We start from the raw sequence: 14175 nt of genomic DNA on the forward strand, positions 1-14175 counted from the left end.
CTCAAGGTACTGCTGACCATGAATTATCAGTTGAACTTTGCCGCCGTGTGGCGCGATTTCGACACCTTGCTGGCGGGGCTCGGTCTGGGCCTGCAACTGGCACTGTTGTCGATCGCCATCGGTTGCGTGATCGGCCTGCTGATGGCGTTTGCCTTGCTGTCGAAGCATCGCGCCTTGCGGGTGCTGGCCTCGGTGTACGTCACGGTGATTCGTAACACACCGATTCTGGTGTTGATTCTGTTGATCTACTTCGCCTTGCCAGGTCTGGGCATCCGGCTGGACAAGATTCCTTCGTTCATCATCACGCTGTCGTTATACGCCGGGGCGTACCTGACCGAAGTGTTCCGTGGCGGCTTGCTGAGCATTCCCAAGGGACAGCGCGAAGCGGGGCTGGCCATCGGACTCGGTGAATGGCAGGTCAAGGCCTACATCACCGTGCCGGTGATGTTGCGCAATGTTCTGCCGGCGCTGTCGAACAACTTCATCTCGCTGTTCAAGGACACCTCGCTGGCCGCCGCGATTGCGGTGCCGGAGCTGACCTATTACGCGCGCAAGATCAACGTCGAGAGCTACCGGGTGATCGAAACCTGGCTGGTGACCACGGCGTTGTATGTCGCGGCCTGTTACCTCATTGCCATGGCGCTGCGTTTTCTCGAGCAGCGTCTGGCGATCCGCCGATAGGAGGCTGCGATGTACGAATCTCCCAGTTGGTTGCATGAATTATGGGTGGCGCGCGAGCCGCTGTGGCAGGGCTTTTTGACCAGTGTGCAGGTCTCGGCGCTGGCCATCGTGCTCGGCACGATGCTCGGTGTGGTCGCCGGCCTGGTGCTGACTTACGGCAAGTTCTGGATGCGCGCGCCGTTTCGCGTTTACGTTGATCTGATTCGCGGCACACCGGTGTTTGTGCTGGTGCTGGCTTGCTTCTATATGGCCCCGGCGCTGGGCTGGCAGATCGGCGCATTTCAGGCCGGTGCGCTGGGCTTGACGCTGTTCTGCGGTTCGCACGTCGCGGAAATTGTTCGTGGCGCGTTGCAAGCCTTGCCGCGCGGGCAGATGGAAGCGAGCCAGGCCATCGGTCTGACCTTCTACCAGTCCCTCGGCTACGTTCTGTTGCCCCAGGCATTGCGGCAAATCCTGCCGACCTGGGTCAACTCATCCACCGAAATCGTCAAGGCCTCGACCTTGCTCTCGGTGATCGGTGTCGCTGAGTTGTTGCTCAGCAGCCAACAGGTCATCGCACGGAACTTCATGACCCTGGAGTTCTACCTGTTCGCCGGATTTCTGTTCTTCGTCATCAACTACGGCATCGAATTACTCGGCCGGCACATTGAAAAGCGGGTGGCCCTGCCATGACTCAAGCTCAAGTTTCCCCACAGCATCAGGCGTTGCTGGATATCCGCGGCCTGCACAAACAGTACGGCGCGGTGGAAGTGCTCAAGGGCGTCGACCTGAGTATGCAGCGCGGCAACGTCGTCACGCTGATCGGCTCCAGCGGTTCGGGCAAGACCACGCTGCTGCGCTGCGTGAACATGCTCGAAGAATTCCAGGGCGGGCAGATCCTGCTCGACGGCGAGTCCATCGGCTATGACGAAATCAACGGCAAACGCGTGCGCCATGGCGAAAAAGTCATCGCTCGCCATCGTGCGATGACCGGCATGGCGTTCCAGCAATTCAACCTGTTTCCGCACCTGACCGCATTGCAGAACGTCACCCTGGGCTTGCTCAAGGTGAAGAAAATGCACAAGGACGAGGCCGTAGTGCTCGCCGAAAAATGGCTGGAGCGCGTCGGCCTGCTGGAACGGCGCAATCACTTTCCCGGTCAGTTGTCCGGCGGTCAGCAACAGCGCGTGGCGATTGCCCGGGCGATCGCGATGAACCCGAGCCTGATGCTGTTCGACGAAGTCACCTCAGCCCTCGACCCGGAACTGGTCGGCGAAGTACTCAACGTCATCAAGGGTCTGGCTGAAGACGGCATGACCATGTTGCTGGTGACCCACGAGATGCGTTTTGCGTTCGAGGTCTCGGACAAGATCGTTTTCATGAATCAGGGGCGAATCGAAGAGCAGGGGCCTCCCAAGGAACTGTTCGAACGCCCGCAATCGCCGCGTCTGGCTGAGTTTCTCAAAAGCACGCGGTTTTGAATCTGCACTTTTGCAATCAGGAGAAATACCCATGAGCATTACGCGTTACGGCACCGGCAGCACTGCCGCCGGCGGCCAGCCTCGTCCATTTGCCCGCGCTGTTGAAGCGGATGGCTGGCTGCACGTGTCCGGTCAGGTGCCCGCAGTGGATGGCGAGATCATCGTTGGCGGTATCGTCGAGCAGACCCACCAGACCATGAAGAACCTGATCGCGATTCTCGAAGAGGCCGGTTATGGCCTTGAAGACGTCGTGCGTGCCGGAGTTTGGCTGGACGATCCACGGGATTTTTCCAGCTTCAACAAGGTGTTCGCCGAGTATTTCAAACCCGAACACGCCCCGGCGCGGGCCTGTGTGCAGGCGAGCATGATGGTCGATTGCAAGGTTGAGATCGACTGCATTGCCTACAAAAAGAAGATGTGAACGGAGGTGACGCTATCGCGAGCAGGCTCACTCCTACAGGAGAACGCATTTCAACTGTAGGAGTGAGCCTGCTCGCGATGGCGGTCTAACTGTCGACACGGGACTCTCGGTAAACTCCCGGCACTTTTATTGGGAACTGAAGAAATGACCGAAGACACCATCAAGCGCCGGGCACGCGGTCTGGACCGGGCGTTCGATATCCTCGATTTTCTCAAGGAAATCGGCCAGCCCTTGCGCCCCAACGACATCGCCAACGGCATCGGCAGCCCGAAATCCACGGTCTACGAACTGGTCGCCTCGTTGCTGGAGCGGCGGATTCTCGAGCCGGTGGGCAAGGACGGCCATGTCTATCTGGGCCGGCAGTTGTACTTCCTGGGGCAGGCGCATTTGCGTCATTTCGACCTTAGCCGTGAGGCCGATCATGCCTTGCAGGAGATCGTCAGCCAGACCCGCGAAACCGCGCAGATGTGCCTGCTCAACGGTCGCAAATACACGGTGGCGTTGATGAAGGAGGGCGAGCGGCATTTTCGCATCTCTTCCGACATTGGCGAAAACGCGCCGATTCCGTGGACGGCGTCGGGCCGTTTGCTGCTGGCGCATTTGAGCGATCAGCAGATCATCGACCTGATCGATGAGGACGATTACATCCTGCCCGACGGCGAGCGCTTGCCGCTGGAACGTTTTCTGGCGGAGATCCGTCAGGCCGGCAGCGATGGCTTTTTCTCCTTCGACAGTGTTGCCGACACCTTCACCCATTGCTTCGCCGCGCCCGTCAAAGATGCGCAGGGCGTGGCCATTTGTACCCTGTGCATCGTCGCCCCGCGGGCCGATGCGAAGAACAATTACAACGACTATCGCCGGGTGCTGATCGACAGCGCCAATAGCCTCGCCCGGCGTATCAACGAATAACCGCGGCTGCCTGCGGCCGCGACTGTGAGGATTCGACCATGACCACTGCCATCAACTCTGCAGTAGAAAAAGGTGACGCGGCCATCGGCGCCCAGTTGACGCGTGACGTCAGCTTGCCCGCGCTGGTGCTGCACCGCGATGCGCTGGAACACAATATTCGCTGGATGCAGACGTTTGTCAGTGACAGCGGCGCGCAACTGGCGCCCCACGGCAAAACCAGCATGACGCCGGCGCTGTTCAAGCGTCAGCTCGACGCCGGCGCGTGGGGCATTACCCTCGCCAGCGCCACGCAGACCCGCGCCGCTTACGCCCACGGCGTGCGTCGCGTGTTGATGGCCAATCAGCTGGTCGGCACACCAAACATGGCGTTGATTGCCGACCTGCTGGCCGATGCGGATTTCGATTTTTATTGCATGGTCGATCACCCGGACAACGTCGCCGACCTTGGCGCTTATTTCGCTACGCGTGGGGTCAGGCTCAACGTGATGATCGAGTACGGCGTGGTCGGCGGGCGTTGCGGTTGCCGCAGCGAGCAGGAAGTCATTGAGCTGGCAAAAGCCATCGACGTGCAACCGGCGCTGGCCCTGACTGGCATTGAAGGTTACGAAGGGGTGATCCATGGCGATCAGGCGGTCAGCGGGATCCGAGCGTTTGCCGCCTCGCTGGTGCGTCTTGCCGTGCAGTTGCAGGACAGCGGCGCTTTCGCCATCGCCAAACCGATCATCACCGCGTCGGGCTCGGCGTGGTACGACTTGATCGCTGAGTCCTTCGAGGAGCAAAACGCCGCCGGACGCTTCCTCAGCGTGTTGCGCCCGGGCAGTTACGTGGCACACGACCACGGCATCTACAAAGAAGCGCAGTGCTGCGTGCTGGATCGGCGTAGCGATCTGCACGAGGGTTTGCGCCCGGCGCTGGAGGTCTGGGCTCACGTGCAATCGTTGCCGGAGCCGGGCTTTGCGGTGATTGCCCTGGGCAAGCGTGACGTGGCATTCGATGCCGGTTTGCCGGTGCCGTTGCTGCGCTACAAGGCGGGTGTTGTACCTGCAATGGGCGATGACATCGGTGCGTGCAAGGTCACGGCAGTGATGGACCAGCACGCGTTCATGACGATCGCGCCGGGGGTGGAATTGCGCGTGGGTGACATCATCTCCTTCGGGACGTCCCATCCGTGCCTGACCTTCGACAAATGGCGGGTGGGGTTGTTGGTGGATGAGCAGTTGTCGGTGGTCGAGCGCATGGAGACTTGTTTCTAAAGCCTGAGATTGCGTCGCGGCGGCTATTCGCGAGCAGGCTCGCTCCCACAGAAAACGCATTTCAAATGTAGGAGCGAGCCTGCTCGCGAAGGCGTCCGCCCTGACACCATTGAATCAACAGAGACACCACCAAGAATGAACACCTTAAGCCCCCTGGGCCCGAACACCCCACGCATCGCCCTGATCGGCGAATGCATGATCGAGTTGCAGCAGCGCGCCGACGGCAGCCTGCAGCAAAGCTTCGGTGGCGACACCTTGAACACGGCGGTCTACCTGTCCCGCGCCATGGGCGACAAGGCGCAGGTCGACTACGTGACTGCGCTGGGCGACGACAGCTTCAGCGACGCCATGTGCCGGCAGTGGGTCGAGGAAGGCATCGGCCTCCAACAAGTGCAGCGCCTGCCGGGTCGTTTGCCCGGCCTGTACTGCATCCAGACTGACGCCAGCGGCGAGCGCCGCTTCCTCTATTGGCGCAATGAAGCGGCGGTACGCGATTGCTTCACCACGCCTGCCGCCGAACCGATTCTGGCCGCGTTGCCGGATTACGACGTGCTGTATTTCAGCGGCATTACCTTGGCCGTGCTTGGCGCCCAGGGCCGGGAGCGGCTGATCCAGGTGCTGATCGAAGCCCGGCAGCGCGATGCGCGGATCGTCTTCGACAACAACTATCGGCCACGTTTGTGGGCCTCGCCTGAAGAAGCGCGCGCGGCCTATCGCAGCGTCTTGCCTCATATCGATCTTGCGTTGTTGACCGTGGACGACGAGCAGGAGCTGTTCGGGTTCAGCGATTGCGCGGCGCTGTTCGAGGCTTACGCGCAGATCGGCACACCGGAGGTGGTCCTCAAGCGTGGCGCCGAGGCGTGCTTGATTCAATGTGAGGGCGAAGCGTTTGAAGTGCCGGCGCAAAAAGTTGCCAAAGTGGTCGACACCACGGCAGCGGGGGATTCGTTCAGTGCGGCGTATCTGGCCAGTCGTTTGCTCGGCGGCAGCCCGGCGGAGGCGGCGCAAGCAGGACATGAACTGGCCAGTCGGGTGATTCAAGTACCTGGCGCGCTGATTCCCCAGTAAACAGTGCATGGCCGCTTGCTGCGCAATCGGTTCGCGGGCAAGCCCACTCCCACAGGGTTCCGGGTGCTACTCAGATTCCAGGCAACCCACAGGATTTCCGGTGCTACACGAATTCCAGCAACCCACATACCCCCTTGTGGGAGCGGGCTTGCTCGCGAAAGCGGAGTGTCAGATTCAGATAATTGCCTGACCTGACGCCTTCGTGAGCAAGCCCACTCCCACAAGATTTCCGGTGGTACTCAGATTAGCGGCAACCCACAAGATTTCGGGTCTACTCAGACTCCAGGCAACCCACAAAACCCATTGTGGGAGCGAGCCTGCTCGCGAAGAGGCCCGAAAGCCAACCAGTCAATCGCGGTAAAACACCTGCACCAGGTGATAACCAAACTTGCTCTTGATCGGTCCATGCACCGTGCGCAGCGGTTTTTTGAAGATCACCGCGTCGATCGCGCCCACCATCTGTCCCGGGCGTACCTCGCCCAGATCGCCGCCGCGTTTGCCGGACGGGCAGGTGGAAAACTTCTTCGCCAGCACGTCGAACGCTTCGCCCTTGGCAATGCGTTGCTTGAGTTGTTCGGCCTCTTCGGCGGTTTTCACCAGAATGTGGCGGGCTTGAGCTTTCATCGTGGCAGTACCTGATAACGGGGTGTCGGCGGGGCGCGGAATTATGCCTCAAGTCACGCCGTCGGGTTGATCATCGTGCGGATCTTGCTCGCCAGGCGTTCCAGCGCAAAGGGTTTGGCGACCATGTCCATGCCCTCTTCGAGAAAGCCCTGGCGTTCCGCGGCGATCTGCGCATAACCGGTCATGAACAATACTTTCAGACCAGGGCGCTGCTGCCGCGCGATTTCCGCCAGCTGTCGGCCGTTCATGCCCGGCAAACCTACATCGGTGACCAGCAGATCCACTTCGGCAACGGTGTCCAGCAGCGCCAGCGCAGCGGTGGCGTCGACCGCTTCGTACGCCCGGTAACCCAGTTGCTTGAGCAAATCCAGGACCAACATGCGCACGGCCGGATCGTCTTCGACCACCACGACGGTTTCCCCGGACGTTGCCGTGCAGGGCGCACTGATCGTCTCGACCGGCGCCTGCTCCGGCATTTGCAGATACAGGCGCGGCAAGTACAGGCGCACACAGGTGCCTTGGTCGGGCAAGCTGTCGAGGCTGACATGGCCGCCCGATTGCTGGGCAAAACCGTAGATCATCGACAGCCCGAGTCCGGTGCCCTGGCCGATGGGCTTGGTGGTGAAGAACGGGTCGAAGGCCTTGGCGCGCACGGAGGGGGTCATCCCGGTGCCGTTGTCGCTGACCGCCAGCATCAGATAGTCGCCGGCCTTGACCGGCTCGAGCGTGGTGATGTCGTTGCCATCGAGGTAGACGTTGGCGGTCTCGATCAGCAGCTCGCCCCCGTTGGGCATCGCATCCCGCGCGTTGATCACCAGATTCAGCAGAGCGTTTTCCAGTTGACTGACGTCGGTGCTGACCGGCCATACACTGTCGGCCAGGCGCAATTTAAGCTCGATCGGATCGCCCTTGGTCCGGCGGATAAGATCTTCCAGCGAGTGAATCAGTTCGTTGACGTCCAGGGTCTTGCGATCCAGCGACTGGCGACGGGAAAAGGCCAGCAGACGATGGGTCAGGGCGGCGGCACGGTTGGCGGAGGACACGGCGGCTTCGGTGAACCGTCCGATCTCATTGGCGCGACCGTCGGCAATGTAGCGCTGCATCAGGTCGAGGCTGCCGATGATTCCCGTGAGCATGTTGTTGAAGTCATGGGCGATGCCGCCGGTGAGCTGGCCTACCGCTTCCATTTTTTGCGCGTGGCGCAAGGCGTCCTCGGCGCGCTCACGCTCGAACATCTCGTTCTGCAGACGCTGGTTGGCCTGGGCCAATTGTTCGGTGCGGGCGCTGACGCGCTCTTCCAGGGTTTCGTTGAGGTTGCGCAGGGCTTCTTCGGTTTTCTTGCGTTCGGTTTCATCGATCACAAAGATGTAGAACCCATTGACCGCACCATCGGCGCCATGGCGCGGCAGGTAGTTCATCAGGGCATGGCGGTTGCTGCCGTCACGGTGCGTTGTGTAGAGGCTGAATGAACAGGACCGGCCGGCGAGGGCCTCGGCGATGTACGGCGCGCGCAGAAAGTAGGCCTCTTCGCCGATCACCTCGCGGATCGTACGGCCATAGAGTTCTTGCGGTGTAAAACCGTACCAGTCCAGATAGGCGGCATTGTTGAGGCGAAAACGTTCTTCGCGGTCGACGTAACTGATCAGGATCGGCATGGCGTTGATGATCAGTTGCAGCTCGGTCTGGCTCTGGCGCAAGGCCTGCTCGGTGTGTTTGCGCTCGGTCAGGTCCAGCGCCGCGCCGAGAAAACGGGTCGGCCGGCCATGCTGATCCTTGTAGCAGCGGCCGCGGGCAAACGCCCAGCGCAACTCGCCATCAGGTTGCAGCAGGCGATACTCCTCGGCGTATTCGGTGCCGTGGGTGATGCAGTGCTTGATGCCGCGCGCGACCATCGCCCGGTCTTCCGGATGGACGCCTTGCAGGTAATCGCTGATCGGCAACTGGCTGGCCAGGGCCGGATCGACACCGTGCAACTGGGCGAAATGCGCGTCGGCGATAAACCGGTCTTCAGCAATGTTCCAGTCCCAGGTGCCGACTGCGTCGGTGGCGGCCAGCGCCAGTTGCAGGCGCTCTTCGGACTCGTGCTGAGCCTTGAGGCTTTCTTCGGAGCGCTGCTGCAACTCCAGGGCAATGCGTCGGCGTTCATTGGTTTCAATGGTGGTGACGAGGATGCCCGCCACTTGCGCGGTTTCATCCCGGATCGGGCTGTAGGTCAGATCCAGCCAGACGTCGGATTCTTGGCCATCGCGCTGCAGGGTGAAGCGGCGTTCGCTGTAGGTACGCACCTGACCTTGCAGGACGGCGCTGTAGACCGGGTCGGTAAAGGCTCTGAGTTCCGGCCACATCTGGTGTGCCGGTTGTCCGAAAGCATGCGGGTGCTTGCTGCCGGCCAGCATGGCGAAGCCGTCGTTGTAGATCTGCGTGAGTTGCGGCCCCCACAACAACAGCATCGGCATTGGCGAGTGAATCACGATGTCCACCGCGGTGCGCAGGCTTTGCGGCCATTGGCTGGCGGCACCCAGTGCGGTGTTGCTCCAGTCGGTGCGCGCGATCAGAGTCTGGGCGTCGTCGTTGCCGGGTACAGCGTTCATTGCGTCGATCCTGAGCGTCGTTCGGTGAGGCGGCGTCTACTATTCTTCGAGAGGGTAGACGCTCAATGTACCGCTGCGCCACAGCAGCGGGCCATGTCTGAATATTCAAGCCGGTGGGTGAATTTGACCATGGAAATCGATGTGCTGTTAACACGGCTGGCCAACCAGCATGGCTCGGACCTGTTCCTGTCCACGGGAGCGCCACCCAGTGCGCGGTTTCAAGGCGTATTGACAGCGTTGAGCGAGCAGCCGTTCAAACCCGGTGAAGTGGCCGCCATTGCCAACGCCCTGATGGACGCCGAGCAGCGCCAGGTGTTCGACCGTGAGCTGGAAATGAACCTGGCCATTTCGCTGGCCGGTATTGGCCGCTTTCGAGTCAACGTGTTCAAGCAACGCAACGACGTATCCATCGTGATTCGCAACGTGAAGCTTGATATTCCACGTTTCGAAGACCTCAAGTTGCCCCCGGTACTGCGTGAAACCGTCATGCTCAAGCAGGGCCTGATCCTGTTCGTCGGCGCCACCGATTCGGGCAAATCGACCTCGCTGGCGGCATTGATCGATCACCGTAACCGTCACAGCGCCGGGCACATTGTGACGATTGAAGATCCGATCGAGTACATCCATCGGCATCAACTCTCGATCGTCAATCAGCGTGAGGTCGGCGTCGATACTCGCAGTTTTCACGCCGCGTTGAAAAACACCCTGCGCCAAGCGCCGGACGTAGTCCTGATCGGCGAGATCCGTGACCGCGAAACCATGGAACATGCCTTGGCCTTCGCGGAAACCGGCCACCTGGTGTTATCGACGCTGCACGCCAACAACGCCAATCAGGCGCTGGACCGGATCATCAATCTGTTCCCCGAAGAGCGTCGTCCGCAGCTGTTGCATGCGCTGGGTAACAATCTGAAAGCCTTTATTTCGCAGCGATTGGTGCGCACCGTTAATGGTCAGCGAAGGGCTGCGGTCGAGGTGCTGCTGGGTACGCCGACCATCGCCGATCTGGTTCGACGAGGTGAGTTCGGAGAGCTCAAATCGATGATGGAAAAGTCCGCGGAGCTTGGTATGCAAACCTTTGATGGCGCTTTGTTCGCCTTGGTGTCGCAGGGTGACATCAGTGAAGAGGAAGCGTTGAAACATGCCGACTCGGTGAATAATCTAAAGTTGCGCATAAAGTTCGCCACGGAAATAAAAAACCCCGATGAGCCGAAGGTGGGGGAGTGGGGTTTGATGGATTGAAAATCAATCATTAGTTTGCTGGTAGTAATAGCATTTAATATTTTAAGTGTGGAGTATAAAGTATTGCGGTCGTACAACGTCATCAAGCTGAATGGTCAGCGTAACCGATTGATGAGGTTGTTTAATGAGTTTTGCAGAAAGAAAATAAAGTGATCTGGTCGGACCATGTCGTAGTTGCCAGTTTTAAACTAAGAACTGCAGCCGATGCCGCTGAGCGGCAGCTGATGATTGCGCAGTTGGAGCAGGCTGTGAGTCAGTATTCTGCTGATGAAGTCGTCAACTGGTATGCCCACGAACTGGAGTTGCAGGAAGGTTCGTCGCTGTACGAAATTTATAACCCCGGCCTGCACCTGCTCAATCAATTACTTGAAAGCAGTCCGGTCAACAGCGCACTTTCCCAGGAGCGCGCCAGTCAGCATAACGGCCTTGTGCGGGTGTCCGCTGACGGCAAGATGGAAGTGTATGGCACCGCCGGCTGGGTTGATCTAGTCGCTGCGGGTCATTTTAAATACAGTCGCTCGACGCTGGATGATCTGAAGCTGATCGCTGATTTCGCCGAGGCGGCGCGCGGGTATATATGGGCTGATCTGGACATTACGATGGATCAGTGGTTCAAGTTTCACGAGATAGATATCCCTGACACACAAGCAAAAATCAGCAACTTGCTCGAGTTGCTAAAGTTTGATCCTGCGGTCAAGGAACCGGCCAATTATTGGGAACATTTTGCAGCGAGCGGTCAAAAGCTGGCCACGCTGTCCGAGGAACAGTTTTCAGCCATTGGCCAAGCGACCGCCAAACTTCTTCCGGGGAAAAGTCTCCTGACGGCGCTGTATAACGTTACGGGTAATGCGCCGGTATCGCATGAGAACGCAGCCCAGCGAATCAACGAATATGTCAACTACCCGGTTGCCTGCATACTGGCTGAAAAGTATTTGAAAGAACTGGGTTGGCTCGGTGCTCAAGCGGGCGAACCTATTGGCGAACAGGTTCTTCCACAGCTATTGTTGACGGCAATGTTGCTCGATCTGGATCCGGCCATCGACAATTTTTGTCAACGCAGGAAGATCGCTGGGTTCGAGTTGTATGCAGCCACTTATGTTGACCGGCATCCTTCGGTTGTACTCGAAGACCTGACGACGTTTCTACGAACCCGACTGAAGGTGGATGCCCGTTTAGTTCCTTTGGCCACCCACCTGTTGCTGGCGCGCACGGCGCCAGAGTTTATCGTCAGGGACATCCCGGCGTCCGTTCTCATGGGATCGATCGCATGGATCAACTTCTGTCGCGCCGTGGTGCTGGTCGAGGCGGTGAAAACCGGCGCAGCGCGCGTCTTGACCTACTCGCAAATAATGGCTTATGCCGATCTGCAGCCGATCAGTGACACGCAAAAGCATTTGCGCGATCTGGCAATGATTGACCCGATTGTCGATTGGGCGCTGCTTAATCAGGTCGTCACCCCGGGTGAGCTTGATCAGGCAGAGGAATCGACCACACGACGGGCAATTGAGGTCTTCGAACAGCACACCGAAAAATTCACCCAGATCGCCCGGGCCTTTTCGACCGCGCTGCCCAGCCGTGCAGGCATCGCCCGCGCAGCGTTGAAAGTCGCCGCGCCAGGCTGCGATACGCTGGACGAAAAAGCATTGTCCGAGATCGGCGGGCAGCAGGTCATGTCCATGGTGGACCTGCATCAATCAGGTGACCTCGTCACCGGCAAGTGGGACAGGCGCACGGTTCGCCTGGTCACCAACGGCATACCCAGTCCGGCCATCAATTACAACCCGTCGGGCATCAGCCTTTACACACGTTATCCAGCGCTACTGAAACTCAAATCCTGTGACGACGAAATGGATCGGCAGTTGGCGGTGCATTTCAAGGATCTCAACAGTGCCATGTCGTCGACGGTGAAACTCGCGCTGGCCCAAATGCCCTCAGCGGATTTACAAGCCTTCATAAATGGCCGGATCGACTTTTTCACCGTGCGTGAGTCGGCGATTTACACCACCACGCATCGCATTGGCGGCCCGGTCACTACTCAATTGCCCAAGGAAACACAACAGAGCCGGGATGCTGCCACCGGGCGGTTTGGCTTGGTGATGTGTACGTCTCACAACAATGCCTTTATCTGTTATGAGCTGTTCACATCCCGGGGGGAGTTGCGCAAGAACGATGCCTTGGGTGAGTTGATCATCCGCGAGCGCAAACTCGAACAACGTTCGAGAATGAGCCGTGCTGCCAGTCTGACCACTCAATTTGAAGTGACTTATCCGAAAGAGCTGCCACTGAATGTGAAGTGCCATACTCATGCGGTTGCTCAGGATTCTGCGGTTTCCAGCAGTATGGCGATCATCGACTATTTTGGCGCACTGGAAGAGCCCGCTGCTGCGATGGCGCTCAAGCAAGGGTTTTATGCACGGTTCAACGCTCCGGAGGTTGCCCGAATCGCCGATTTCATTGTCAGTTATCGACCGTTTCTCAATGCTCAGGAGCTGCGTGAGCTGGTCCGTATCCCGACGCCGCTTGAGGAGTCTCAGGAGGAAGGCGAGCGATTGCTCACCTATTTCATCGACTTGGTGGTGCCGTTCAAAAAGTGCATCGAGGACATTGCGTCCGGTGAGCATGACAAGGTGGTCGATGGGATCTACGGCTGTCTGATGGATGGTATCGGGCTGGTAGGAACGGTGGCTGGGGCCAGTTCGAAGGCGTTGAGTATTTCGGCCAAGGCCATATCCACGACATCGAAAGCTGCGCGATTCACCAAACTGGCCTTTACGTCGGCAATTTCTTTGTTCAATCCGCTCGACGGCGTACCTTCGGGTCTACAATCCGGCGCAAAACTGGCGCACAAGGGCCTGCTGCGGTTCAATAAAAACACCCACGACATTATCGCCAAGGCGAAGAGACAAATGCACACGCTCAGTGGGCGCCGGCAGTCCTATGATTTGATCGATAGCGTCGGCGGCGCGCAAGTGGGGCTCGGTAGCTGGCGCCCACGCGGCTCGGCGAGCGACGCCGTTGCTGTGCTGGCCGCTCGCCGAGACAACAAATGGTACGCCTTGAATCGTCGTGGCAACCCGTGGGGCAAACCGCTGGATGGCTTTTCCTATAACGCTCCGCTGCGTTTGCCTAACATGCCAAAGACCTTGCCAGAGAGCTATACGCGCAAGTTCATCGAGCAGAGTCTGCCTCGTGCCCGAGTGAAAATCGATAACGCGATCGAGGCCATCGCTCGGCATGACATCAAGCGCGATTGCGATCTGTTGATGAAAACGTTGTTCGGCGATACCTCATCGGTCGCCATTGATCGACTGGTGAACTACCTACGCTTGATCCGTTTCGATTTCGCAGGTTTTTCCTCGAGTAACATTGTGCTCGATACCCTCAAGGAAAACAGCACGATCGCAGCATTTGACGTGGACGGTTATGCGCGCTGGAAAAGCGCGCGGGCCAGCGAAGGGGCTGATATAGCCTTCGTCGAAGTCTATACAAAAAACCTTAACAGACACTTTGTCAGCCTGGGCTTCAACCATGACGTGGTCGCCGATGACCTGATCCATGAGCTGTTTCATGCCAGCGCGCAAACCGATGATATCGGCTATGCCACCGATGCGCTGAGCGATGCTGAAACCGGGCAGCGGCTGGATGTCGCTGCGCTGCTCAATATTGCCGCGGGCTGCCTGCCGGTCGCGCAGGACAGCACGGTCTGTCACGCGCCGTCCAAAGCGTTTGCCAATGCCGATTCCCTGGCGGTGGCGACCTCGTTGCTGAGCCAGCTTTGCACTGACAAAGCCGGCTTTGACCGCAACATGGCAGTCATTACCAGTGCCCTGGGTGCCAGTGGTGGCAAGGCCATTGTCGAGCCAGTGCTCATCACGCTGAACAAACCGGTGTGATGACTCCGGTGTTGAGTTGACGCCTGCCCCTTGACC

The 14175-nt window shown here is 59.0% G+C and carries 11 protein-coding genes; 9 read left to right on the top strand and 2 right to left on the bottom strand.

Translation table 11 applies throughout. The features are described from left to right. Positions 1-18 precede the first annotated feature (18 nt). From HU739_RS03130 to HU739_RS03160, 7 genes are all read left to right on the top strand, one after another. The gene (locus tag HU739_RS03130) at positions 19-681 is read left to right on the top strand and encodes an amino acid ABC transporter permease (RefSeq protein ID WP_186546417.1); all 663 of its coding nucleotides are present in this window, start codon (positions 19-21) and stop codon (positions 679-681) included. Between the two features lie 9 nt (positions 682-690). Then, complete coding sequence (locus HU739_RS03135; RefSeq protein WP_186546416.1) at positions 691-1353, top strand: amino acid ABC transporter permease; 663 nt, start codon at positions 691-693, stop codon at positions 1351-1353. Next, positions 1350-2141, top strand: coding sequence for an amino acid ABC transporter ATP-binding protein (locus HU739_RS03140; protein WP_186546415.1), 792 nt, complete (start codon positions 1350-1352; stop codon positions 2139-2141). Before HU739_RS03135 ends, HU739_RS03140 begins: the two co-directional genes overlap by 4 nt. A gap of 31 nt (positions 2142-2172) precedes the next feature. After that, a complete protein-coding gene (locus tag HU739_RS03145) occupies positions 2173-2562 on the top strand; it encodes a RidA family protein (protein WP_186546414.1) in 390 nt (129 codons plus the stop codon). A 144-nt stretch (positions 2563-2706) separates the two neighbouring features. After that, positions 2707-3471, top strand: coding sequence for an IclR family transcriptional regulator (locus tag HU739_RS03150; protein ID WP_186546413.1), 765 nt, complete (start codon positions 2707-2709; stop codon positions 3469-3471). A 38-nt stretch (positions 3472-3509) separates the two neighbouring features. Beyond that, positions 3510-4724: an amino acid deaminase gene (locus tag HU739_RS03155; protein WP_186546412.1), complete on the top strand. Its 1215-nt coding sequence runs from the start codon at positions 3510-3512 to the stop codon at positions 4722-4724. Between the two features lie 135 nt (positions 4725-4859). Further along, on the top strand, positions 4860-5792 hold the full coding sequence (locus HU739_RS03160) for a sugar kinase (RefSeq protein WP_186546411.1): 933 nt from the start codon (positions 4860-4862) through the stop codon (positions 5790-5792). 348 nt (positions 5793-6140) lie between these two features. Here HU739_RS03160 and HU739_RS03165 read toward each other — a convergent pair whose 3' ends face one another. Both HU739_RS03165 and HU739_RS03170 read right to left on the bottom strand, forming a co-directional pair. Further along, complete coding sequence (locus HU739_RS03165; protein ID WP_007912322.1) at positions 6141-6416, bottom strand: peptidylprolyl isomerase; 276 nt, start codon at positions 6414-6416, stop codon at positions 6141-6143. A 53-nt stretch (positions 6417-6469) separates the two neighbouring features. Beyond that, complete coding sequence (locus HU739_RS03170) at positions 6470-9007, bottom strand: PAS domain S-box protein (RefSeq protein ID WP_186546410.1); 2538 nt, start codon at positions 9005-9007, stop codon at positions 6470-6472. A gap of 129 nt (positions 9008-9136) precedes the next feature. On the opposite strand from HU739_RS03170, the gene HU739_RS03175 reads away from it, so the two are divergent. Beyond that, positions 9137-10246, top strand: a complete 1110-nt coding sequence (locus HU739_RS03175; protein WP_186546695.1) for a PilT/PilU family type 4a pilus ATPase — start codon at positions 9137-9139, stop codon at positions 10244-10246. A 131-nt stretch (positions 10247-10377) separates the two neighbouring features. Then, the gene (locus HU739_RS03180) at positions 10378-14139 is read left to right on the top strand and encodes a hypothetical protein (RefSeq protein ID WP_186546409.1); all 3762 of its coding nucleotides are present in this window, start codon (positions 10378-10380) and stop codon (positions 14137-14139) included. Positions 14140-14175 lie beyond the last annotated feature (36 nt).

Source organism: Pseudomonas hamedanensis (assembly GCF_014268595.2).
Taxonomy (GTDB): Bacteria; Pseudomonadota; Gammaproteobacteria; order Pseudomonadales; family Pseudomonadaceae; genus Aquipseudomonas; species Aquipseudomonas hamedanensis.

Excerpts from the sequence above, each read along its gene's own strand:
- HU739_RS03150 (WP_186546413.1), top strand. The coding sequence starts at position 2,707 with ATGACCGAAGACACCATCAAGCGCCGGGCACGCGGTCTGGACCGGGCG.
- HU739_RS03165 (WP_007912322.1), bottom strand. The coding sequence starts at position 6,416 with ATGAAAGCTCAAGCCCGCCACATTCTGGTGAAAACCGCCGAAGAGGCC.
- HU739_RS03160 (WP_186546411.1), top strand. The coding sequence starts at position 4,860 with ATGAACACCTTAAGCCCCCTGGGCCCGAACACCCCACGCATCGCCCTG.
- HU739_RS03145 (WP_186546414.1), top strand. The coding sequence starts at position 2,173 with ATGAGCATTACGCGTTACGGCACCGGCAGCACTGCCGCCGGCGGCCAG.
- HU739_RS03140 (WP_186546415.1), top strand. The coding sequence starts at position 1,350 with ATGACTCAAGCTCAAGTTTCCCCACAGCATCAGGCGTTGCTGGATATC.
- HU739_RS03175 (WP_186546695.1), top strand. The coding sequence starts at position 9,137 with ATGGAAATCGATGTGCTGTTAACACGGCTGGCCAACCAGCATGGCTCG.
- HU739_RS03135 (WP_186546416.1), top strand. The coding sequence starts at position 691 with ATGTACGAATCTCCCAGTTGGTTGCATGAATTATGGGTGGCGCGCGAG.
- HU739_RS03155 (WP_186546412.1), top strand. The coding sequence starts at position 3,510 with ATGACCACTGCCATCAACTCTGCAGTAGAAAAAGGTGACGCGGCCATC.
- HU739_RS03130 (WP_186546417.1), top strand. The coding sequence starts at position 19 with ATGAATTATCAGTTGAACTTTGCCGCCGTGTGGCGCGATTTCGACACC.
- HU739_RS03170 (WP_186546410.1), bottom strand. The coding sequence starts at position 9,007 with ATGAACGCTGTACCCGGCAACGACGACGCCCAGACTCTGATCGCGCGC.